Annotated in this window: 21 protein-coding genes; 5 read left to right on the forward strand and 16 right to left on the reverse strand. The window is 70.1% G+C overall.

Annotated elements, in window-relative coordinates; genetic code table 11:
* Positions 1 to 35: 35 nt before the first annotated feature.
* Positions 36 to 620 (reverse strand): asparagine synthase, encoded by a 585-nt coding sequence (locus ABS642_RS09835; protein WP_282214513.1) that lies wholly within the window; start codon positions 618 to 620, stop codon positions 36 to 38.
* Between the two features lie 132 nt (positions 621 to 752).
* On the opposite strand from ABS642_RS09835, the gene ABS642_RS09840 reads away from it, so the two are divergent.
* Complete coding sequence (locus ABS642_RS09840) at positions 753 to 1,592, forward strand: SDR family NAD(P)-dependent oxidoreductase (protein WP_350353177.1); 840 nt, start codon at positions 753 to 755, stop codon at positions 1,590 to 1,592.
* Positions 1,593 to 1,608: 16 nt separating this feature from the next.
* Here ABS642_RS09840 and ABS642_RS09845 read toward each other — a convergent pair whose 3' ends face one another.
* The 6 genes from ABS642_RS09845 to ABS642_RS09870 form a co-directional block, all read right to left on the reverse strand.
* The gene (locus ABS642_RS09845; RefSeq protein ID WP_282214515.1) at positions 1,609 to 2,469 is read right to left on the reverse strand and encodes a hypothetical protein; all 861 of its coding nucleotides are present in this window, start codon (positions 2,467 to 2,469) and stop codon (positions 1,609 to 1,611) included.
* Between the two features lie 8 nt (positions 2,470 to 2,477).
* Entirely contained in the window at positions 2,478 to 2,723 is a 246-nt protein-coding gene (locus ABS642_RS09850) for a hypothetical protein (protein WP_282214516.1), read from the reverse strand.
* 106 nt (positions 2,724 to 2,829) lie between these two features.
* Positions 2,830 to 3,489, reverse strand: coding sequence for a GntR family transcriptional regulator (locus tag ABS642_RS09855; protein ID WP_350353178.1), 660 nt, complete (start codon positions 3,487 to 3,489; stop codon positions 2,830 to 2,832).
* Between the two features lie 90 nt (positions 3,490 to 3,579).
* A complete protein-coding gene (locus ABS642_RS09860; protein WP_282214518.1) occupies positions 3,580 to 4,221 on the reverse strand; it encodes an NAD(P)-binding domain-containing protein in 642 nt (213 codons plus the stop codon).
* Between the two features lie 71 nt (positions 4,222 to 4,292).
* Entirely contained in the window at positions 4,293 to 4,727 is a 435-nt protein-coding gene (sufU, locus tag ABS642_RS09865; protein WP_282214519.1) for a Fe-S cluster assembly sulfur transfer protein SufU, read from the reverse strand.
* Positions 4,724 to 6,031 carry a SufS family cysteine desulfurase gene (locus ABS642_RS09870; RefSeq protein ID WP_350353179.1) on the reverse strand — a complete coding sequence of 436 codons (1,308 nt, stop codon included), beginning with the start codon at positions 6,029 to 6,031 and terminating at the stop codon, positions 4,724 to 4,726. Before ABS642_RS09870 ends, sufU begins: the two co-directional genes overlap by 4 nt.
* Before the next feature lie 59 nt (positions 6,032 to 6,090).
* On the opposite strand from ABS642_RS09870, the gene ABS642_RS09875 reads away from it, so the two are divergent.
* The gene (locus ABS642_RS09875; RefSeq protein ID WP_350353180.1) at positions 6,091 to 6,738 is read left to right on the forward strand and encodes a LysE family translocator; all 648 of its coding nucleotides are present in this window, start codon (positions 6,091 to 6,093) and stop codon (positions 6,736 to 6,738) included.
* A 13-nt stretch (positions 6,739 to 6,751) separates the two neighbouring features.
* On the opposite strand, the gene ABS642_RS09880 is transcribed toward ABS642_RS09875, so the two are convergent.
* From ABS642_RS09880 to ABS642_RS09890, 3 genes are all read right to left on the reverse strand, one after another.
* Complete coding sequence (locus tag ABS642_RS09880) at positions 6,752 to 7,552, reverse strand: DUF1206 domain-containing protein (RefSeq protein ID WP_350353181.1); 801 nt, start codon at positions 7,550 to 7,552, stop codon at positions 6,752 to 6,754.
* A 61-nt stretch (positions 7,553 to 7,613) separates the two neighbouring features.
* The gene (locus ABS642_RS09885) at positions 7,614 to 8,264 is read right to left on the reverse strand and encodes a GyrI-like domain-containing protein (protein WP_282214523.1); all 651 of its coding nucleotides are present in this window, start codon (positions 8,262 to 8,264) and stop codon (positions 7,614 to 7,616) included.
* 93 nt (positions 8,265 to 8,357) lie between these two features.
* Entirely contained in the window at positions 8,358 to 9,221 is an 864-nt protein-coding gene (locus ABS642_RS09890) for an AraC family transcriptional regulator (RefSeq protein WP_350353182.1), read from the reverse strand.
* 164 nt (positions 9,222 to 9,385) lie between these two features.
* Between ABS642_RS09890 and ABS642_RS09895 the strand changes: the two genes are divergently transcribed.
* Positions 9,386 to 9,901: a hypothetical protein gene (locus ABS642_RS09895; RefSeq protein WP_350353183.1), complete on the forward strand. Its 516-nt coding sequence runs from the start codon at positions 9,386 to 9,388 to the stop codon at positions 9,899 to 9,901.
* Positions 9,902 to 9,908: 7 nt separating this feature from the next.
* On the opposite strand, the gene ABS642_RS09900 is transcribed toward ABS642_RS09895, so the two are convergent.
* A complete protein-coding gene (locus ABS642_RS09900) occupies positions 9,909 to 11,237 on the reverse strand; it encodes an aspartate aminotransferase family protein (protein WP_350353184.1) in 1,329 nt (442 codons plus the stop codon).
* A gap of 121 nt (positions 11,238 to 11,358) precedes the next feature.
* On the opposite strand from ABS642_RS09900, the gene ABS642_RS09905 reads away from it, so the two are divergent.
* Positions 11,359 to 12,885, forward strand: coding sequence for a PucR family transcriptional regulator ligand-binding domain-containing protein (locus tag ABS642_RS09905; RefSeq protein ID WP_350353185.1), 1,527 nt, complete (start codon positions 11,359 to 11,361; stop codon positions 12,883 to 12,885).
* Between the two features lie 100 nt (positions 12,886 to 12,985).
* On the opposite strand, the gene ABS642_RS09910 is transcribed toward ABS642_RS09905, so the two are convergent.
* A complete protein-coding gene (locus ABS642_RS09910) occupies positions 12,986 to 14,551 on the reverse strand; it encodes a CoA-acylating methylmalonate-semialdehyde dehydrogenase (RefSeq protein WP_350353186.1) in 1,566 nt (521 codons plus the stop codon).
* A 99-nt stretch (positions 14,552 to 14,650) separates the two neighbouring features.
* On the reverse strand, positions 14,651 to 16,054 hold the full coding sequence (locus ABS642_RS09915; protein WP_350353187.1) for a DHA2 family efflux MFS transporter permease subunit: 1,404 nt from the start codon (positions 16,052 to 16,054) through the stop codon (positions 14,651 to 14,653).
* Positions 16,055 to 16,109: 55 nt separating this feature from the next.
* Here ABS642_RS09915 and ABS642_RS09920 point away from each other — a divergent pair, with 55 nt between their 5' ends.
* Positions 16,110 to 16,733, forward strand: a complete 624-nt coding sequence (locus ABS642_RS09920) for a TetR/AcrR family transcriptional regulator (RefSeq protein ID WP_350353188.1) — start codon at positions 16,110 to 16,112, stop codon at positions 16,731 to 16,733.
* 7 nt (positions 16,734 to 16,740) lie between these two features.
* Here the strand turns inward: ABS642_RS09920 and ABS642_RS09925 are convergent, their stop codons facing one another.
* Genes ABS642_RS09925 through ABS642_RS09935 form a run of 3 tightly spaced genes read right to left on the reverse strand, consistent with a single transcriptional unit; the run spans position 16,741 to position 21,529 of the window.
* Positions 16,741 to 18,456 (reverse strand): hypothetical protein, encoded by a 1,716-nt coding sequence (locus ABS642_RS09925; RefSeq protein WP_350353189.1) that lies wholly within the window; start codon positions 18,454 to 18,456, stop codon positions 16,741 to 16,743.
* Positions 18,453 to 20,870: a glycoside hydrolase family 2 TIM barrel-domain containing protein gene (locus ABS642_RS09930; RefSeq protein WP_350353190.1), complete on the reverse strand. Its 2,418-nt coding sequence runs from the start codon at positions 20,868 to 20,870 to the stop codon at positions 18,453 to 18,455. The genes ABS642_RS09925 and ABS642_RS09930 overlap by 4 nt, the downstream gene beginning before the upstream one ends.
* A complete protein-coding gene (locus ABS642_RS09935) occupies positions 20,867 to 21,529 on the reverse strand; it encodes a helix-turn-helix domain-containing protein (protein WP_350353191.1) in 663 nt (220 codons plus the stop codon). Before ABS642_RS09935 ends, ABS642_RS09930 begins: the two co-directional genes overlap by 4 nt.
* Positions 21,530 to 21,536: the final 7 nt, after the last annotated feature.

Raw genomic sequence — 21,536 nt, forward strand, 5'->3', positions numbered from 1 at the left:
CTACAACAGTCCCGACGCGAAAGCGAAACGAGGCCTCAGTCGTCGAGGGCCTCCGCCTTCTCCTGCTTCTTCCGGCGCTTCGCCTTCGCGCGCTGCTCGGACGACAGTGCCTGGAGGTCGACGAGACGCAGCGCCTGCATGCGCGCCTCACGCATCTTGCCGTACTCCGGATCGTGGTCCGGACGCATGCCCTCCACCCGCAGTCGACGGTCGAGGTTGTGCCGCACGTCAGCCCAGGCCGCCTCGCGCGCCTCTTCGACGATCACGCTCAACCGCTGCGGATCCTGCATGATCTCGCGCAGGCGGACGGCGACACCGGTGGACTGCTTGGCGCGCCGACGGAGGTTGCGCACATCGCGGTCGCGGTAGTCGTGCGTGCCGTGCGGATCGGAGTGCCGACCGCGCGCGCGTTTCCGCAGCGCGGTCACGTTCGCCGCGGCCTCTTCGGCCTCGGCGGCCATCGCCCCGAGGGCCTCCCTGGCATCGGCGATGTACTTGTCGGTGTCGAAGACGCCGTCCTCGGCGATGGTGCCGACGAGGATGTGGTTCTTCACGGCGAGGCGCGCGGCAGCGGTCGCGATCGCAACGCCTTCGGCGATGGCATCCGCTGTTCGTCCCACCGCGACCTCCTCTCCTCGAGCGTACCGGTATGCCGCCGGAGCGGTGTGGGTGAGAATGGGTACCGGTTCAGCATCCCGCATCGGTCCGACATTCGCCCGATGCGACCCGTGAACGCGTCCGCAGGAGGCCGCATGAAGCATCTCGACCTGGTCGGCAGCACCACCGTGATCACGGGAGCGGCGAACGGCATGGGCGCGGACATCGCTCGACTCCTCGCGGCCCGCGGCACGCATCTCGCGCTGATCGACCATGACGCGGCGGCCCTCTCAGCTTTGGCGGACGGGCTGCGGGGATCCACCGTGACCACGCACGTCATCGACCTCCGTGACGACGACGCCGTGTTCGCCGGCGTCGCGGAGATCACGGCCGCGCACCCGCGCGTCAACGCGCTGATCACCTGCGCCGGCTCGTCGATGCTCGGCACCCTCGAACAGCTCACGATGGAGGAGATGCGCTGGCTCACCGACGTCAACCTCTGGGGGACGGTCTCGGTCACCAAGGCGCTGCTCCCTGCGCTGCGGTCCGCACCCGCCGCGCACATCACGCACCTCGCCAGCGTGTACGCCCTGGCTGCGCCGGCCGGACGGATCCCCTACGCGATGAGCAAGTTCGCTGTGCGGGCGTTCTCCGAGGCGCTGCGGCACGAGCTGGATGGGAGCACGGTCTCCGTCGGCGCGGTGTATCCCGCGGGCGTGCGCACCGGCATCATCCTGCACGGCCGCTACGCCGCGGCGATCGATCCCGATGTCGCCGCGCGCGCTGCCGCCGCACAGGCCGCGATGTACCACACCGAGCCGACGGATGCCGCGGCGCGGATCATCCGTGCGACCGAACGCCGGGCCGCGCGGACCATGGTCGGACGCGAGGCCCGCCTGATCGACGTGCTGGTGCGCACCTCGCCGTCGGGCTACTGGCGGGCGATGCGCCGCCCGCTGCGTGCGGCGATCGACACGACGACGCCCGTCGCCTGACCCCGCGACGAGGCGGTCACTGCACCGCGCCGACCCAGATCCCGGATGCCCACGCCTGCTGGTCGCCGTCGCAGCCGACCGAACCCGGATACCCGCGGACCACGGCCATGCAGTTCGCCAGGAACTCCGGATCGGACCCGAACATCGAGCCGTACGCCGACGACGAGGTCATGGACCCCCAGACGCGGAACTGATAGATGTGCGCGAGCTCGTGCGCCATCGCCCAGTTCAACCGCCCCTCGTCCCACTCCGCGATGTCGGCGCGGTACTTGATGTACCCGTTGCTGTTCGCGCAGGCCGGCGCGGTCCCGCCGGCGCAGGACGAGGACTCGTACAGCCCCACTCCCGCGCCGCCGACCCGGTCGAGGGCCGTCCGCACCCTGGCGTAGCCGTCGGGACCGCTCGTCGCCCACGGGGGGCCGTCGGGTCCGGCGTACTGCGCGAGCTGCACCGCGTCCCAGCTCGCGACCTCGGACCCGACCTTCGCCGTCAAGGCGTTGATGGTCGCGGTCGCTGCCGTCACCGTGGCGGGATCCGTCTTCTCCGCGAGCACGGTCTGCTGCGTGGAGAGCGCCGACGCGCGATGCGTGGCGGTGTCGACCTTTCCCTCGGCCCCACCGAGCGCCGCCGTCAATGCGGCGAGCTCGGCGACGAACGCCGGGCGGAGCTCCAGCACGGCCGCGCGGTCGACCGCATCCTGCTCGGCTCGGTCGACGGCGCCTTCCAGGTAGTCGGTGCGCTGTGCGGCGGAATGCGACTGGGCCGCCAGCGCGCGCAGTTCCGCGACGGCATCCGCCCGCTCCTGGTCGAGCCCGGCAGCGCGACCGGCGATGCCCGCGCACAGCAGCATCGCGGACACGACTGCGACCGCGAGCATCCGGCGCATTACTTCAGGAATCCCGTGGTGTCGGCGAGCTTGGCATCCTGCTCGGCGATCTGCGAACGCAGCGCCGTGAGCTTCTCGGCGAGCTGGAGGTTCTCGCCTCGCGACGCGTCCAGCTCCTGCTCGACCTGCTGGATCTGCGCCTTCACCTCGGCGACGGCCGAGGCGCGCTCCTGGTCGGCGACCACGACGGCGACTGCTCCGCCCACCAGCAGCAGGCTTCCGACGACGACAGCAAGATTTCGCATCTCGCTCCCCAGGGCAATTGCGACAGCTCCGGAACCGTTCCGAAGTGCCCAATATACAACTGGGAGGGTTCGACCTCACCCGACGCCGCGCGGGTCCCCGACCGGATCAGATCACGACGGCCCTGTCCGCGAGACGCAGCTGGGCGGCGAGCTGGCCGCTCGCGAGATGCTCGGGGACGATCCGGCGCAGCGCATCGGCGTCGCGGGCGCTGATCGCCTCGAGGATGGCACGGTGCTCCGCCGCCATCGCCAGCAGATCGTCGTGCTGCCCGAACAGCCAGCGCAGCCGCGTGGCGAAGACGTCGATCAGCTCGCAGAGCATGTCGTTGCCCGCGAGCATCGCGGCGACCTCGTGGAACTCCCCCGCTGCCATCCGCGCGGCCTCGGCTTCGCCGGCCTGCGCCGCGGCGAGTTCTCGCTCGTACACGTCACGGAGCCGCGCGATGCCGGCCTCGTCATGCCGCTCGGCCGCGAAGACGAAGATCAGCGTCTCCACCGACTCGCGCACCTCGGCGAAGTCCCTGATGTCGCGCTGCGTGAACTCCCGCACCACGGCCCAGCTGCGCGGGCGGGCGACCACCACGCCTTCCGAGACCAGCGTGCGGATCGCCTCGCGCACGGGGAGGCGTGAGACATCGAGCTCTGCGGCGATGTCTCGTTCGACGAGTCGGGAACCCGGCAGGCGTCGGCCCAGCACGATGTCGTCGCGCAGAATGCGCGTCACCCTCACCGACTCGAGTTCGCCGGTGGCCCCCGCCGCCGTCATGTCCGCATTCTCTCACCTGCACGGCGGTTCACCAACTTTTGGTATCCCAACCGTGACCGGAGTGCGAAGGACCGACGACGGGGGACGCGCTCAGGGCAGTCGGTTCGCGAGCGCGAGGTTGGCCTCGAGCTCCTCGGCGTTCTGCCGGGCGACGTACGCGGGGCGGTCGCGCTCGACGCGCCACGACTCGCTGAGCGGTCCGACGTTGACGGTGTCGAAGCCCGCCTCGTCGTAGAAGCGCGTGACGAAGGCCACGGCCTCGTCGTCGTCGCCCGCGGTGGCGAGGGCCCGGCGGTTCGGAGTGCCCGCGGGCGTGCCGTCGGTCGTGATGTCCGCGGCGAGGATCTGGTTGAACGCCTTGGCGATCCTCGACGTGGGGAGCTGCTGCTGCACGAGCTCCGAGGTCGTCGTCTCGCCCTTGTCGAGAGCCTCGATGCGCCCGTCGCGCTCGTGGTAGTAGTTGTTGGTGTCGAGGACGATCTTGCCCGCCAGCTGCTCGACCGGCAGGCGATCGATGGCGTGCAGGGGCACCGTCACGACGACGGCATCGCCGGCCGCCGCAGCATCCGCCGCCGTGGCCGCCGTCGCCCGGGGCCCGAGATCGGCGACGAGGTCGGCGAGCGTCTCCGGGCCGCGCGAGTTGGCGATCACCACGTCGTAGCCGTTCGCCACCGCCACGCGGGCGACCTGGCTGCCGATGTGTCCTGCACCGATGATTCCGAGAGTTGTCATGCTCGGAGCAACGCCTGAGAGGCGGCGCTATTCCCGGAGGTGACGTCCTGTGACGCGTCTCCCCGGGTGAGTCAGCTCCGCGTCAGAGCATCCTCCGCGGCGACCCAGGCGAGCATCGCGCACTTGACCCTGGCCACGTACTTCGAGACGCCGCCGAGAGCGGCCGCGTCGCCCAGCAGTTCCTCATCGGGCTCGATCTTGCCGCGCGAACGCATCGCCTCGCGGAACGCCGCGATGCGGACCTCGAGCTGTTCGACCGAGAGCCCCTCCGCGAGTTCGGCGAGCAGGGAGGCGGAGGCCTGCGAGATCGCGCAGCCGTGCCCCTCCCACGCGATCGCCTCGATGGTCCCGTCGGCGGCGCGGTGCACCTGGAGGGTCACCTCGTCGCCGCACGTCGGGTTCACCTGGTGCGACTGCGCGGGGATCTCCTCGCGCAGCCCGTAGCCGTGGGGCGTGCGGGAATGGTCGAGGATCAGCTCCTGGTACAGATTCTGCAGATCGCTCATGCGCCCCTCCGGAAGAATTCGATCGCGCCCGCGACGCCGTCGATCACCGCGTCGACCTCGGCATCCGTCGTGTAGAGATAGGTGCTCGCCCGCGTCGACGAGGTGACGCCGAGCCGGCGATGCAGCGGCTGCGCGCAGTGGTGCCCGACGCGCACCGCGATGCCGAGATCGTCGAGGAACTGGCCCACGTCGTGCGAGTGGATGCCGACGACGTCGAAGCTCGCGAGCCCGACCCGCGGCAGGTCGATGCCGGCGCCGAGGACACGCACGCCGTCGATCGCGGCGAGGCCGTCGACGAGCCGACGCCCGAAGGCGGCCTCGTGCGCGGCGATGCGCGGCATCCCCACCGCCGTCAGGTAGTCCACGGCCGCGGCGAGCGCGATCGCCTGCGAGACACGCTGCGTTCCCGCTTCGAACCGCTGCGGCGGCGGAAGGTATTCGGCCTCGGTCGTGGTGACCGTCGTGATCATCGAGCCGCCGGTGAGGAACGGCGGCATGGCCTCGAGCAGCTCGCGCCGACCGTAGAGGGCGCCGATGCCGGTGGGGCCGAGCATCTTGTGGCCGGAGAGCACCGCGAAGTCGACGTCGAGCGCGCGCACGTCGAGCGGCAGATGCGGCGCCGACTGGCAGGCGTCGAGCAGCGTCAGCGCACCCACGCGGCGGGCGAGTGCGACGAGCCGATCGACCGGGTTGATCACACCGAGCACGTTCGAGACGTGCGTGAACGCGACGAGCTTCGTGCGCTCCGTGATGAGGTCGGCGGCGACGTCGAGCCGCAGGGCGCCGTCGTCATCCAGCGGGACCACCCGGAGCGTCGCGCCGGTGCGGGCGGCGAGCTCCTGCCACGGGATGAGATTGGCGTGGTGCTCCATCTCGGTGGTGACGATCTCGTCCCCCGCGCGGAGCCGCAGCCGTTCGGCGGCCGCTCCCCCGCGGCCGATCGACGCGTTCGACAGGGAGTAGGCCACCAGGTTGATCGCCTCGGTGGCGTTCGACGTCCAGACGATCTCGTCGTCATCGGCGCCCACGAAGCGCGCGACGGTGCTGCGGGCGTCTTCGAAGAGCTCGGTCGCCTCGGCCGCCAGGGTGTGCGCGCCGCGGTGCACGGCGGAGTTCATGGTCGTCGCGAAGGCGCGCTCGGCATCCAGCACCGCGAGCGGGCGCTGCGAGGTCGCCCCCGAATCCAGGTAGACGAGCGCATGCCCCTGCACCTGCGCCTGCAGGATCGGGAAGTCCTCGCGGATACGGCGGACCTCGGCCTCGCTCAGAGGGACGGTCACGTCGACTGCAGGGGAAGTGCTCATCGTTCCAGTTTCCCACCTGACGATGTGAGCGGGGCGGTCCGCGACAGTAGGCTCGCAGCATGTTCAGCGCCGAGACCCTCACGACCTTCGTCATCGCGGCCTTCGTCATGGTCGTGATCCCCGGTCCGACCGTGCTGTTCACGATCGGGCGCGCGATGGCGCTGGGACGCCTGGGTGGGTTCCTCAGCATCCTCGGCACCGCCGTCGGCTCGATCGTCCTCGTCGTGGCCGTGGCGCTCGGGGTCGGCACCGTGGTCGCGCAGTCGGTCGTGCTCTTCACGATCGTCAAGGTGCTCGGCGCCGGATACCTGGTGTTCCTCGGCATCCAGGCGATCCGGCATCGGAAGGATGCGGCGGGCGCGGTCTCGGGCGTGCAGCCCCAGCGCTCACGCCCGCGACTCCTTCTCGAGGGCTTCGTCGTCGGTGTCACGAATCCGAAGTCGATCGCCTTCTTCCTCGCGATCCTCCCCCAGTTCGTCGACCTGCACGCCGGCTCCGTTCCGACGCAGCTGTTCGTGCTCGGCGCGATCGTCGTGACGATCGGCGTCGCCTGCGACGCCGTCTGGGTGCTTCTCGCCAGCGCCGCCCGCGACTGGTTCGGCCGGTCACCCCGCCGGATCGAGGCGATGAGCGCGACGGGCGGCGTGCTCATGATCGGCCTCGGCGCCTTCCTCCTGGTGTGGAGCGAGAAGCCGGCGACCACCTGATCGCCGTGCGCGACTACATCCGCGCGTAGCGCGAGCGCGCGATGCAGAAGAGACCGTAGACCGCGAGCCCCGCACCCACCGCGCAGAGGATCAGCGGTCCCAGCGGGAGCGCCACAAGGCTGTGCAGAGCGCCGTCGAGGCCGGCGGACTTGTCGGGGTCGTTCGTGAACGCGGCGACGACGAACAGCACGCCGGTGACCGCGACGGCGATGCCCTTGGCGATGTAGCCGACCACTCCGAAGGTCACGATGCCGCCGCGCTCGACACCGGACGGCAGGTCGAGCAGCTTCTTGAAGCCGCGCGTGAATCCGCTGACGATGAACCCGATGCCCACCCCGCTCACGGTGAGTCCGATGATGACGAGCACGACCACGCCGGCGGGGGCCGCGAGCACGATCTCGCTGAGAGTCTGCGAGGCCTTCTCGGAGGAGACCCGGCCGCCGAACGCGACGATCAGGGCCATCCCGGCGATGACGAGATAGGCGAGGGCGATGCCGAGGTACTTGACGCGCTTGCCCCACTTCTTCGTGTCGGCCGGGTCGGAGGCCAGGAACGCGCTCGCGATCTGCCACCCGGCGAGCGCGATGAGCCCTGCGGCGATCACGCCGAGCAGCAGCCCTCCGACGGGGCTCAGACGGACCTGCTCCATGGCGCCGTCCTGATCGGCGTCGCCACCGGCACCCAGAGCGAGGGAGACGGCGAGGCACCCGATGATGATGTGGACGACTCCGACGACGACGAAGCCGACGCGGGCGACCCAGCGGAACCCGTCGGAGCGCTGGGCGGCGCGCGCGGCGTCTTTCGCGGTGGTCATCGCTGAAGACTACGCGGCCGGAGGATCGGGGACCGAGGGGGTTGATTTCCCGGCGCGCGGTTCACGCGGCGTCGGATCCGGAGACCCTCGACACGGGCTGTCGCAGGATCGTGCGCAGCTTCGCCGGCTCCACTCGACGCATGTCGCTCAGGTAGACCTCGTGATGCAGGCCGCGCATCTCCAGTCCGTTCTCGGGGATGAAGCGATGGTGCAGATCGTCGAGCACGGGCGCCTCGTCGTCGAAAGGACCGAGGTGCAGCGTCTGCACGCTCAGGCCTTCGGCGAGGGTTTCCAGCCGCACGGTGGAGAGCGCGGGCGAGGGCTGCTCCTTCTTCTTGGCCGCCTTCGCCTCGACGCTCGCGACCGCATCGGCGAACATCTCGGTGGTGACGTGGTCGGGGACCATGATCATGAGTGTCCACAGCCAAGCCGACTTGTCGCGCTGCGAGGTGAACGACGCCATGTCGGGTGCGTGCCAGAGACCCTCGAGCGGCATCACCACGGTGTCGATGCCGAGCTCTTTCCGGCTCGCGAACTTGAGCGTGTAGGCGAGGGGGAACAGCGCGGTCACGGCGTCCTGATAGGCCTGCGCAGTGTTGGGATCGCCGGCGCCGTCGACCATCAGGTATTGCAGGGGCGGAACCTCGACCAGACGGATCACACCGTGCTTCGCCTGGTATGCATCGAGCGTCTTCTTGGGATCGATCGCCATGGCACGTCTCCTTGTCCGTGCCCAGTGTGGCAGGGCCTGCGGACATCGGGCCGGGAAGAGCGGCGTGCGCGCTCCCCGACCCGACCGGATGCGTCAGCCCTGCTCGACCGGGAGCCAGAGTTCGCAGGACGCGGAGGTCGCCGTGAACTCCAGATACCGGACGATCGACGGTCCCGGCCGCAGTCGCCACGGGTTCGACGGGAACCATTCGGTCGCGGTCGCCGCCCACAGGTTCTGCAGCGTCTCGGGGAAAGGTCCGCTGGACGCGAAGACCGCCCACGTCCCCTCCTCGAGGGGGATGACGTCGAGGTCGGCCGGCACCGGGGTCGACGCCTGCAGGGCGACGCCGTGGAGGTAGGTGAGCATGCTGCCCTCCGGTGCATCCGGTTCGATGCCCGCTGTGACAGCCAGGATGCCGCGCGGCTCGGCATCGCCGAGCGCCTTGAGCCGGGCGTGCTCGCTCGGCGGGATCGCGGCGATGTGCTCCTGGATATGCGGATTGACGCCCGCGTGGATGAGCGGGACCTCGGCCGAATGGCCGGCGAGGACGAGCTCGGGCTGGTGCGTGATGGTGACATCCATCGGGGTGCTCCCTTCGACGCTCAGGCGGAACCGGAGCGTGGGTTGTGTTCGGAGAGGACCCCCGTCACGGCGCGCATCGGCCGGGCCGATGCCGTGCACGGCGCGGAACGCTCGGCCGAACGCCTCGACCGAACCGTAGCCGTGCCGCACGGCCACGTCCAGGATGTTCGCGGCGCCGGCGACGAGCTCGGCACCGGCGAGCGTCATCCGACGCCGGCGCACGTACTCCGACAGCGGCATGCCCGCCAGCGCCGAGAACATCCGGCGCAGGTGGTATTCGGTCGTACCGTGCTCGCGTGCGAACCCGACGACATCGATCTCCTCTGCCGCATCGGCTTCGACGAGATCGATCAGAGCGTTGAGCGTGCCGATCATGAGGTCCTCCTTTCCTCACCATCGTCGGTGCCGGGCGCACCCCGTCACCCGATCATTCTGGTCGGATCCGATCGGCTCCGGAACTCATCACAGTCGCTCAGGCAACTGTGAACAAAGCCTGGCTAGTGTGGAGATCCTGGGGAAGACGGCGAAGGCGAAGCAATATGAATGTGAACGATGTTCTCGCCGGCGTACCCATGCGGGCCCCCGAGCTCCGTGACACCGAGAACCCGTTCCTGCACCCCGAGCTCTTCGTCGATGCCCAGGTCACCCGCATCATCGTGGACGTCATGACCGGCACCGTCGGCATCCTGCTCGAGCTGCGACAAGCCGAGCACCTGCGCGGAAACACCGCCCTGCTGCGCGTCACCGGTGTCGCTCAGCAGAACTGGATCTGCACGGCGATGGCCAACGAGTTCACCGCCTGGTCGATCAGCGGAGCCACGGTCCACCAGCGGCCGGGCGAGTTCCAGTTCGTCGCGCAGTGCCTTCCTGCCGGGGCGCTGCGGCTGGTGGGAACATCAGCGGAATTCGTTCTGCTGGAGGCCGCAGCCCTCGCCTCCGCCCCGCCGGACTACCGAGCGGACTCCCGCGAGCTGATCCGTTTCGGCGTCGCGAACGAGAACACCGAGTGCCACGCGGTCGGCGTCGCGCGCTCGGTGCAGACCGAGAAGGTCTGACCCGCGTTCAGACCGAGAAGGCGGCGAGAGCGTCGTCGATGATGTCGAGCCCGCGCGTGGCATCCTCCGCGGTGATCACGCACGGCGGCACCACGTGGAGGCGGTTGTCGGCGAAGAACGGCAGCAGACCACGCGCGAGCAGGTCGCTCTTGAACGCACCGATCGAGGCAGCAGCCAGCGGCACCCGCGTCTCGCGATCCTCAACCAGCTCGACGGCCCAGAAGACTCCGCTGCCGCGGACCTCGCCGATGACGTCGTACCGGCCCGCGAGCCGAGCGAGATGCGGTCCGATCACCTCGGCGCCGACGCGCTTCGCGTTGTCGACGACGCCCTCCTCGCGCATGGCTTCGATCGTGGCGACGACGCTGGCCGCCGCGAGCGGGTGGCCGGAGTAGGTGAGCCCACCGGGGAAGACACGATCGTCGAAATGATGCGCGATCTCGCCGGGGATGATGACGCCGCCGATCGGCACGTAGCCGGAGTTGACGCCCTTCGCGAAGGTGATGAGATCGGGCCGCACGCCGAAGGCGTCGAGCGCGAGCCACTCCCCGGTGCGCCCGAACCCGGCCATGACCTCGTCGAGGATCAGCAGGATGCCGTAGCGGTCGGCGATCTCGCGCACACCCGCGAGGTAGCCGGGCGGCGGGGTGAGGATGCCCGCGGTTCCGGGGACGGTCTCGAGCAGGATCGCGGCGATGCTGTCGGGACCCTCGGCCTGCACGACGCGCTCGAGGTGATGCAGCGCGCGAGCCGACTCCTCCTCGGGCGACGTCGCCCAGAACTCCGAGCGGTACAGGTACGGGCCGAAGAAGTGCACGTGACCGCGGGAGTACTCGTTGGGGATGCGGCGCCAGTCTCCGGTCGCGACGACGGCTGCGCCGGTGTTGCCGTGGTAGGAGCGGTAGGTCGACAGGATCTTGTCGCGGCCGGTGAACAGGCGCGCCATGCGGATCGCGTTCTCGTTCGCGTCGGCCCCGCCGTTCGTGAAGAACACCTTCTCGAACCCCTCGGGGGCGATGTCGACGATCAGCTGCGCCGCCTCGGCGCGAACGGCATTGGCGTGCGCGGGCGCGACGGTCGTCAGCACCTCGGCCTGCGCCTGGATCGCCGCGACGACCTTCGGATGCTGGTGCCCGATGTTCACGTTGACGAGCTGGCTGGAGAAGTCGAGGTAGTGATTGCCCTCGGCATCCCACACCGTCGTCCCCGACCCGCCGGCGATCGCCATCGGGGCGAGCGAGCCCTGAGCCGACCACGAGTGGAAGACGCGCGAGCGATCGGCGTTCGACACCTCGGCGTTGGTGAGGGTCGCGGTGGTGGGAGTGCTGGTCGTCATGGGAAGCCCTTCGAAGGTGGCGGCACACCGATCATCCCAGTCGGGCGCCGCACGCAGGGGCGACAATCCGTCTAACAGCCACCCACTTGACGGACAGAACGGCATCGGACAGGATGCGGGAGTGCCCGCCACCCTCCGCGCCCTGCTGAACGAGCCCCGCTTCGACCTGCGTCCGGTCAGCGGCGTCGACGACGCCCTTCTCTCGCATGCCGTCCTGTGGGCGCACAACTCGGATCTCCCGGATCCCACTCCCTGGCTGGACTCGGGGGGCCTCCTGCTCACGGACGGCGTGCAGTTCGACGAGCCGGACCCCGAACCGGCGCACCCCTACGTGCAGCGCCTGGTCGATCACGGGGTCCTGGCGCTGGGATTCTCCACCGGGATCGTGCATGAGCGCATCCCGGCCGAGCTGGCCGAGGCCGCAGCGTCCCGGGGTCTGTCCCTGCTCGAGGTTCCGCGCGACACCCCCTTCATGGGGATCATCCGCTTCATCTCGGATGCGGTGGCCGACGACGATCGGCAGATGCTGGAGCGCTCGCTGCGCGCACAGCGCTCCGTCGCCCGCGCGGCCCTCCGGCCCGACGGGCTCGCCGAGATCCTGCGAGAGCTGGAGCGCAACCTCGACTGCTGGGTGGCCCTCTTCGACGCGTCAGGCTCCCGGGTGCGGGTGCCGACGCAGCGCGAGATCCCGGCATCCCAGGCACCCGAGGTCGAGGATGCCGTGGCGAGCATGCTGGCGCGCGGCCGCACGGCGGCCGTGCGGCTCAGCGTCACAGGGTCGGACGAGGTCACGCTGCAGACGCTCGGCCAGCGCGGAGATCTGCGGGGCGTCCTCGCCGTGGGGACGGGCACCGGCGCACTCGATCGGGCGCGCGCCGACCTCGTCGACGCCGTCATCGCGCTCGCCAGCATCGCCCTCGAGCAGAGCCGCACGCTCGACGACGCGCGGCGGCGCCTGCGCTCCGGCGTGCTGGAGCTGCTCATGGCCGGGATCACGGCGGTGGCGCAGCGCACGGTCGCGCATCTGTGGGGCCCTCTCCCCGAAGGTCCGCTTCGCGTCGGCTGCATCGCTCTGCCGGACGAGGCGGAGGGCGGCGCGCAGACCCTGCGCTCCGCGCTGGAGCTCCTCGCGGTCGAGAGCGGCGGAGCCGTGTTCTTCGCGGAACGCCGCGACCGCATCGTGACCGTCACGCCCGACGAGGGCAGATCCGGGCTGCTCGCGCTGTTGACCCGGCACGACGTCGCCGCGGGGTTCTCGGCGGCCACGACCTGGGACCGGCTGACCGTGGCGATGGCGGAGTCCGAGCGGGCGCTGGCCCGCACGACTCCGCAGGAGCCGATCAGCGAGTTCGACGACATCGCCCGCGCCGGGCTCCTCGGGCATCTGGAGCACACGCAGGCGCACGATATCGCGAAACGGATGCTGTTGCCGCTCGACAGCGCCAACGACCCGGCGGACCTGCGCCGGACACTCGAGGTCTGGCTGGAGCACAACGGCGCGTGGGATCCCGCGGCCAAGGCCCTCGGCATCCACCGACACACGCTGCGCGCGCGAGTGGATGCCGCCGGCGTGCTGCTCGACGTCGACCTCGACACCTTCGCCGCCCGCGCCGAGCTCTGGGGCGCCCTGCAGCTGACGCAGGCCTGACGCCGTCTCGCCGAGCGGCCCCTCTCTGCGCGAACCGGCCCCGTGCGATCGTTCGCAAGGGGCCGGGTCGGTCAAGAGGGGCCGGGTCGGCGGGAGAGGCTCAGGTGTTCTGGGGGAACCCGAGGTTGATGCCGCCGTGTGTGGAGTCGTTGCGGGTCGCGGGGTCGATCCACCGGGCCGTGATGGCCTTCTCGCGGGTGAAGAAGTCGAAACCGTGCACACCGTACGCCTTGGCGTCACCGAACAGGCTCTTCTTCCAGCCGCCGAACGAGTGGTACGCGACCGGCACCGGGATCGGGACGTTGATGCCGATCATGCCGACCTGCACCTCGTTCTGGAAACGGCGCGCGGCGCCGCCGTCGTTCGTGAAGATCGCCGTGCCGTTGCCGAACTCCCCCGAGTTGATCAGGTCGAGACCCTCCTGGAACGTCTGCACCCGGACCACCGAGAGCACCGGGCCGAAGATCTCCTCGGTGTACGCGCGCGATGTGGTGGGGATGTCGTCGATCAGGGTGGGTCCGAAGAAGAAGCCGTCCTCGTGTCCGTCGACCGTGAAGCCGCGACCGTCGACGACGATGGTCGCGCCGTCCGCTTCCGCGATGTCGACGTAGGACGACACCTTGTCGCGGTGCACGTCGGTGATCAGCGGGCCCATGTCGGGCTCCACGCCGTCGACGCCGGCGCCGTTACCGATCTTCAGCGCGGCGATGCGCTCGGTGATCTTCGCGATCAGGTCGTCGGCGACGGGCTCGACGGCCAGCACCACGCTGATCGCCATACACCGCTCGCCGGCCGCGCCGAACCCGGCGTTCACGGCCTGGTCGGCCACGAGGTCGAGGTCGGCATCGGGCAGGACCAGCATGTGGTTCTTCGCACCACCGAGCGCCTGCACCCGCTTGCCGTTCCTCGACGCCGTCTCGTAGATGTACTGCGCGATCGGCGTGGATCCGACGAACGAGATCGACTGCACCACGGGGCTGTTCAGCAGGCCGTCGACCGCGATCTTGTCGCCCTGCAGCACGGTGAAGACGCCGTCGGGGAGCCCCGCTTCCTTCCACACCCGCGCGAGCCACAGCGCGGCGGACGGATCCTTCTCGCTGGGCTTGAGGACCACCGCGTTGCCGGCCGCGATCGCGATCGGCACGAACCACAGCGGCACCATGACGGGGAAGTTGAAGGGCGAGATCACACCCACCACACCGAGGGGTTGCTTGAGCGAGTACACGTCGATGCCCGATGAGGCGTTCTCGCTGAACGCGCCCTTGATCAGGTGCGGGAACCCGGTCGCGAGCTCCACGACCTCCTGGCCACGGAGGATCTCGCCCATCGCGTCGGAGACGACCTTGCCGTGCTCTGCCGTGATGATCTCGGCGAGCTCGAGCTTGCGCGCGTTCAGGATCTCGCGGAACGCGAAGAGGACCGACTGCCGCTTGGCGATCGAGTATCCCGACCACACGCGGAAGCCGGCATCCGCCGAGGCGATCGCCTCGTCGATCTCGGCCTGGTCGGCGAGCGCCACGCGCGCCTGCACGGCACCTGTGGCCGGGTTGAAGACCGGAGCCGTGCGGCCGCTGGTCGACGGACGCTCCGCGCCGTCGATCCAGTGCGCGATCACCGGGACGGCGGAGTCCGTCTTCGAGGTTGCGGACGTGTCAGTGATGGTCATTCTTCACCTCGGGGTCGGGGGGCGGATCAGACCAGTGAACCAGGGGCCCGCCCCGGGAGGGCTGCCAGTGCGTCCTCCGTTGATCGTACCGATCGACACTTAGGCAGCGATGCTCTCGCGATCCACATCGCGCCCGTCGAGCCTGGTCGCGAGCAGCCCGATGCCGAGCATCACACTCACCGGCAGCCAGAAGGGAACAGTGCCGACCCCGGCATCCCATTCGGAATGGCCGATGAGGATCACGAGGATGCTGACGCCCAGCGCCCCGCCGAGCTGGTTGCCGACGAACAGGAGGGTGCTGCCCGACGGGAGCAGGCGAGCGGGAAGCACCCGATACAGGGTGGAGACGGTCGGGCTGCCGACAGAACCGAGCCCGAGACCGACGAGCAGGGCGAGGGCGGCGAACAGCCAGATCGGGGTGCCCGCTCCGGTGGTCATGAGGCCCAGAAAACCCGCGAGACCCAGCGCGACGCCGGCCCAGATCATGATGCGTCCGTCGACGCGGTCACTGAGCCGCCCCGCGATCGGCATCGCCACCAGCGTCCCGAGACCGTAGGGGATCATCAGCAGTCCCGCGGTGGTGGCATCCGTTCCGGCGACGCCGACGAAGTAGAGCGGCAACCCGAAGAACAGCGGATAGATGCCCGCTCCCATCAGAGCCATGATCCCGACGGCGGGGCCGAAGCCACGGTGGGAGAACGTCGCGAGGTCGACGATCGCGGCCGTGCCGCGGCGTCGGGCGGAGAGCACGAAGCCGGCGAGTGCGGCCGAACCGGCGACGAGCGAGACCGCGGTGACGACGTCGAATCCGTCCGACGTCGCGGCGCGCGACAGTCCGAACAGTCCGAGCGTGGTGGCGAGCCCGAGGAGGATCAGCCCGCGCACATCCAGTCCGACGCGCTCGCGCACTCCCGATCGCAGCACGGGGAGCGAACCGAGCAGCAGAAGAGCGGCGATCACGGCGGTGAACACGAAGGTCCATCGCCAGCCGAGAGTGTCGACCACGAGCCCTCCGAGCGCGGGACCTGCGAGCGGGCCGACCGACATCACGGCTGCAGTCGCGCCCATGACCCGACCGATCCGTGCCGGCCCGGCCAGTTGCGCGAGTGCGGTGAGCATCACGGGCTCCAGCGCACCACCGCCGAAACCCTGGATGACGCGCGCTGCGGCCAGCGCGCCGAAGTCGGGAGCGAGGACCGCGAGGAGAGATCCGGCGGCGAAGACCGCCATCGCGGCAAGCCAGGTATGCCGCACGCCGAACCGGAGCGTCGACCAGCCGCTCAACGGAATCGCGATGCCTGCTGCGAGCAGATAGGCGGTCGTCACCCACTGCGCCGACGTCACGTCGGAGCCGAATTCCGCGGCCATCTCGGGCACGGCCACGCCCACCACGGTCGTGCTCAGGAGTGCGAGGACGCCGCCGGGGACGAGCACCGCCGCGGTCGCGCCGAGGGACGGGACGGGTCGCAGACCGAACTTCTTGGTATCAGTTTTTGAACTCACGGGTTAACTATACGGACAAGTTCAAAATACACAACCACCGCGTTAGACTGAGGGCATGGCCATCACCCGCGAAGCCCGTACCGACAGGGGAGAGAAGATCCTCGACGCCGCCCTCACCGTCTTCGGCCGCGACGGGTTCACCGATGGCAACGTGGAGGAGATCGCCAAGCTCGCCGGGGTTGCCAAGCCCACCGTGTACAACCGCTTCGGCGACAAGCAGACACTGTTCGCAGAGACGGTGGAGCGCGGCTCCGCCCGAGCGAACGAGCGGGTGCTGGGAGTCCTCGCGACCCTCGACGTGCATCCTCGAGACGTCCGGAGCGAGCTCGAACGCGTGGGACAGGCACTCGTCGGATGCGTCTCACATGACGAGGGCGCGGCGCTGATGCGGCTGCAGTTCTCGGAGCGGGCTCGATTCCCGGAGCTGATGGACGGGATCAGGGACGGCAACCGCGGTCGAACGATCGACGCCCTCGCCGGAAAGCTCGCGCAGCTGACCACCGCCGGCCATCTGCGCCTCACGGATGCGTCCCGCGCAGCCCGCCAGTTCCTCGCGCTGGTGTCGGACGACGCTCTCGCGAGCAGCGGCTTCGGTGGACGCGTTCTCGGGCACGACGAGCTCGACGACTCGGTCCGCGCCGGCGTCGACACGTTCCTCGCCGCCTTCGGCACCGACTGAGGGTCTCTCAGGCGGCGCCCGCGACACGCACCCAGGAGCCGGCGGTCACGGTGACGCGCACGGGCGCACTGCCGTGCGCGCGGACGTCGAGGACGCGCGGCTCGACATCGAGGTTCGCGATCAGGGTCGTGTCGCGCTCCGCGGCGCGACCGCCGATCGCCCACACGAGCCCATCGGGACTCGAACCTCCGAGCAGCACGCTTCCGCGGAGCTCGGTCAGCGCATCGACGGCGTCGGCCGCCGGCATCCGCCCGCGGTGATCCGCCAATCCTCGAGGCCCCCAGGTCTCGAACCAGGACAACGACCGGACGCCGGGCACCGCGCTCGCCGCGGCGCTGGCGATCACCCAGGCCGCGAGTTCCGGTGCGGCCTGTCGTTCGTCGTCCGCTCCCGTGAACTGCGCGCCGTAGCCGTCGGCGAGATCGCTCCTCGTCGGTGCCGGCTGCGCCGTCGTGGCGACGTTGTTGTAGCGCGGACGGAGCGCGACGGGGCCGATATGGACCTCGCGCCCTTCCGCAATCCGGACGGTCTCCTCGGCGACGAGGCGCTGGACCGCGACCGCCTCGACGAGCTGCTCGGTGTCGAGAGCATGGAACAGCGGCGTGGTGGTGACGACGATCCCGGCGGTGTCTCGAGGGATCGTCGCCTGCTCGCGGTTCAGTTCGGTGAAATGCGACCGAGCACCGGCCAGCAGGGGCACGCGGATGCCGGCGCTCCCGAGCGCCGCGCGGAACAGGGAGGTCGAGGCCGGAGTGGTCACGTGTCGGGCCCTGTCGAACACCGTGACCCGCAGCACCGGCAGGCCCGCGAGGGCTGTCGCGGCAGCATCCGCCGCTCGCGCATCACCGTCCGACACGATCCGGATGTCCAGCGGAAGGCCGTCCGACGACGCACGGGCGAGCGCCGCCGCCCACGCCGGCGTCGTGAGATCGAGCTCGACCACACGGAACGAGCCCACCGAAGAGGCGGGGACCGGGTCGCGAGCCGTCGAGGCCTCGACACCGACCGCCGGGAACGGACCGCACTCGCGCAGCGCGATCACCGCCGGTGACGCACGGCCGGGATCCGCGGCGATCGGAGCGTCGGGCGCACCGATCGTGATCGCCTGTCGGACCGTCTCACCGGCTCGCAGCGCATACGGGTACGGCAGGTCGAGCGGGCGGCTGTACGTCTTGAACGAGGCGTCGGTCCAGTTGCGCTGGTCCTCCATCTCGAACACGTCGCCCGCGAAGGCGATGCTCGCGCCGCCGTCGATCCGGAGTCGGCGGATGTCACGCATCGGCTGATGCGGAGTGAGCGCCCGCGGGAACGACGTCGCCTCCTCGGACCCGTCGTCGTGGTCGACGATCACGGCGCGCCCGGCGTCGGATGCCGGATGCAGCACGACCAGACCGATGCGGCACGTGTCGAAGTCCATCTCGTTCACGGCGTCCCACTCGATCACGAGTTCGCCGGCACGCGCACGCACCGTCAGCGTCGAACGCACCCGCGCCCCGAGTCCCTCGTGCCGAAGCGTCAGCTTGAGCACCTCGGGATCGCCGTCGACGCTCTGCACGACCACCGGCACGGTCTGCCAGCCGCGGTCGCGCACGACCGCGCGGACGGCCCGCAGCACGACGATCCCGCGGTGACTGATGTCGGCGATCTCGTCACCGCGCAGCTCGAGCCGCCAGTCGTGGGACCGCCACTCGCGAGCATCCGTCCGCCACCACGGGGAGCTCATCGCCGAGTCACCACCACCTCGGCCGACGGGAACCCTGCGGCGGATGCCGTCACGACGATCTCGCCCAGGTCCGAGGGGCGGACGATGACGAGCGCACGGCCGTCATGCGTGCTCCGCGTCGGACCGGCGAACCCCTCCTCGGTGCGAGGCTGCCCCGACCCCATCCCGGCGATCACGCCGCCGGACACCTCGACGGTCACCGGGACGTCGGCATCGCACAGGACCGTGCCCTCGGCATCCTCGATCGTCAGGGCGATGTAGGCGAGGGCGTCCGCGCCGGTGATCTCGGTGCGTTCTGCTCGCGCGACGAGGCGGGGCTCTCCGGCGGTCCGCAGCGACGTCCTGGCGACCTCTTGCCCGGCGGCATAGGCGACAGCCGTCAGCACACCGCGTCGGTACCGCGTCTCGAAGCGCGCGATCAGGGGCAGCGGCGACCCGACGGCGACGCGATCGATGACGACGTCGTCGAGGAGCAGCTCGACCTCCTCGGCATCCGCATAGACGTCGACCGTCACCGGAGAGCCCTCTGCGGCGCCCCAGGTCCAGCTGGACACGACGTCATCCCACGACCACGGCGTCTTCGACGAGGGCCGGCCGTGATGCTGCGGGCGGTGCACGGCGATCACCGGCTCCGTGCGCAGACCGAACACGATCTCGCGATAGTGAGAGGCCGGAAGCCGGTGTCCGGTGATGTCGATGTCCCCGCAGTCGGCGAGCAGGTACGGGAAGGGTCCCGCCGTCCCCGTCGGCACGTAGCCCTCGACGTCGGTATAGTCCACCCGGCCGATGCCCGCTTCGCCGATGTAGTCCCACCCCGTCCAGGTGAAGTCGCCGATGACGTGCGGCAGACGACGCACGTCCGCCCACAGCGAGGCGATCCGATCCGGGAAGGTCTCCGACCCGACGATCACGCGGTGCGGGAAGAGCTCCGCGTCGAGGTCGTAGCGCGAGTCCGCGTAGTTGAAGCCGACGACGTCGAGCACCGCCGCCGACTCCTCGGTCGACTCGGTCACCAGCGGCGAGGCGTTCATCGACGCCATCCGCTCGCCCATCTCGGCCATCATCGTGTTCGGGTCCGCCGGGGGCGCATCCGCCATCGATTCCGCCAGCGCCCCGAGGTTCGCGATGACGCCGTTGATGCCGTTCGTCACGAACCTCGACGGATCGAGCCTGCGGAACTCCTCGGCGATGCGGCGACTCCAGGTCGCGCCGTGCGGCGTCGCGAGCTCGAGGATCTCGTTGCCGATCGACACGAGGACGACCGACGGATGGTTCCGGTTCTTCGCGACGAGCGAGGCGACATCGCGGCGCCACCGCTCGTCGAAGCCGATCGACGAGTCGAAAGCCGTCTTGGACTTCGTCCAGACATCGGTCAGCTCGTCCATCACGAGCATCCCGTGCGCGTCGCACGCGTCCAGCAGAGCGCGGCTCGCCGGATTGTGGGCGCTGCGGATCGCGTTGAAGCCGGCGGCCTTGAGCAGACGCACGCGTCGATCCTCGGCATCCGCGATCGACACCGCACCGAGCGGGCCGTTGTCGTGATGGATGCAGGCACCGCGCAGATCGACGACGACGCCGTTCACGCGCAGACCGTGCGCGACGTCGAGCTGCAGACGACGGATGCCGTGCCGCGTGACGGTCTCGTCGGTCACGGCGCCCTGTCCGTCGGCCAGCGTCGTGCGGACGAGGTAGCGGTGCGGCGAATCCGGACCCCACAGCCGCGGCGAGCGCACCGCGAGACGGGCGCGCGCCACCGCCTGCTCCCCCGGGAGCACCGTGACGGGCGAGGTGCCGGTCGCCACCTCGGCGCCGTCCTCGTCGACGACGGCCCAGTTCAGGCGGCGCGTCGCCGCGTGCCTCGTGCGGTTCGCGACGGAGGTGGCGATCTCGACGATCGCGCGCTCGGCGTCGATGTCGTGACTCTCGACGACGGTGCCGTCGAGGGCGAGATGCACGGGGTCGTCGACGACCAGGTGCACCGGCCGGTAGATGCCCCCGCCGGTGTACCACCGGCTGTCGCGGTGGACGCGCGCCTCGACCGTGATCGTGTTGCGCTCGCCGAACCGCAGGAACGGGTCGGCCTCGACCACGAACGCCGAGTAGCCGTTCGCCTCATGCGCGGCGAAGTCGCCGTTGAGGAAGACGGTCGCGTCGCGGTAGACGCCCTCGAACTCGATGCGGACGGTCTTCTCGCGCCACTCCTCCGGCACGTCGAAGGTCTTCGCATACTCGAAGACGCCGCCGGGGATGTATCCGCTGTGCACGCCCTGGCCGGCGTCGGCGGCGCGCGGCAGGTCGCGCAGCGCGTCATGCGGCAGGCGGACGGGCACGGATGCCGTGGAGCCGTCCCGGGTCTCGAAGGCGCCGAGTTTCGGGCCGACGCTCCATCCGTCGACGAAGGCGATGCGGGTCATGCCCTCTCGCCTCCGGCCTCGTCGCCCGTCGACTCGTCCCAGTCGATGTCGGCGAAGGTGCTGATCAAAGCGCGGAGCTCTTCGGCCATGTCCACGACCGTCCGGTCGAGGAGCCATTGCACCTGCAGGCCGTCCATCATGGCGATGAGAGCCACGGCGCATCGGTACGGCGAGGCTCCCGGCTTCAGCATCCCCCGGGACTCCAGGTTCGCGAAGCCCTTCTCGATGTTCGCGCGGGTGTAGACGTAGCGACGCACGAAGTAGCCGTGCGCCGGGTGATCGGGTGAGGTCGCCTCCGCCGAGAGCGTGCAGTAGAGCTCGACGACACCGGGCACCGACGCGTTGTAGAGCGCCAGCCGGACCAGGCCGCGCATCATGGCCACGCCGTCGCCGGACTCCAGGGGAACCATCTCGCGCGACCGGTCGTCGCGGTGATCGAGCACGGCCTCCAGCAGCGCCACCTTGTTCGGGAAGTGATGGAGGAGTCCCGCCTCGCTGATCCCCACGCGCTGGGCGATGTCCCTCAGCGAACCGGCGCGGTAGCCGCCCTCCGAGAACACCTCGAGCGCGGCATCGAGGATGGTCCGCCGTCGTTCGCGCGTCTTAGCGTACTCGCCGCGCACGCCGCGGCGCACACTGGGCCCTTTGTTCATGGTCATCGTTGTC

Origin of the sequence: Microbacterium sp. A8/3-1, from assembly GCF_040267695.1 — a bacterium.
Taxonomy (GTDB): domain Bacteria; phylum Actinomycetota; class Actinomycetes; order Actinomycetales; family Microbacteriaceae; genus Microbacterium; species Microbacterium luteolum.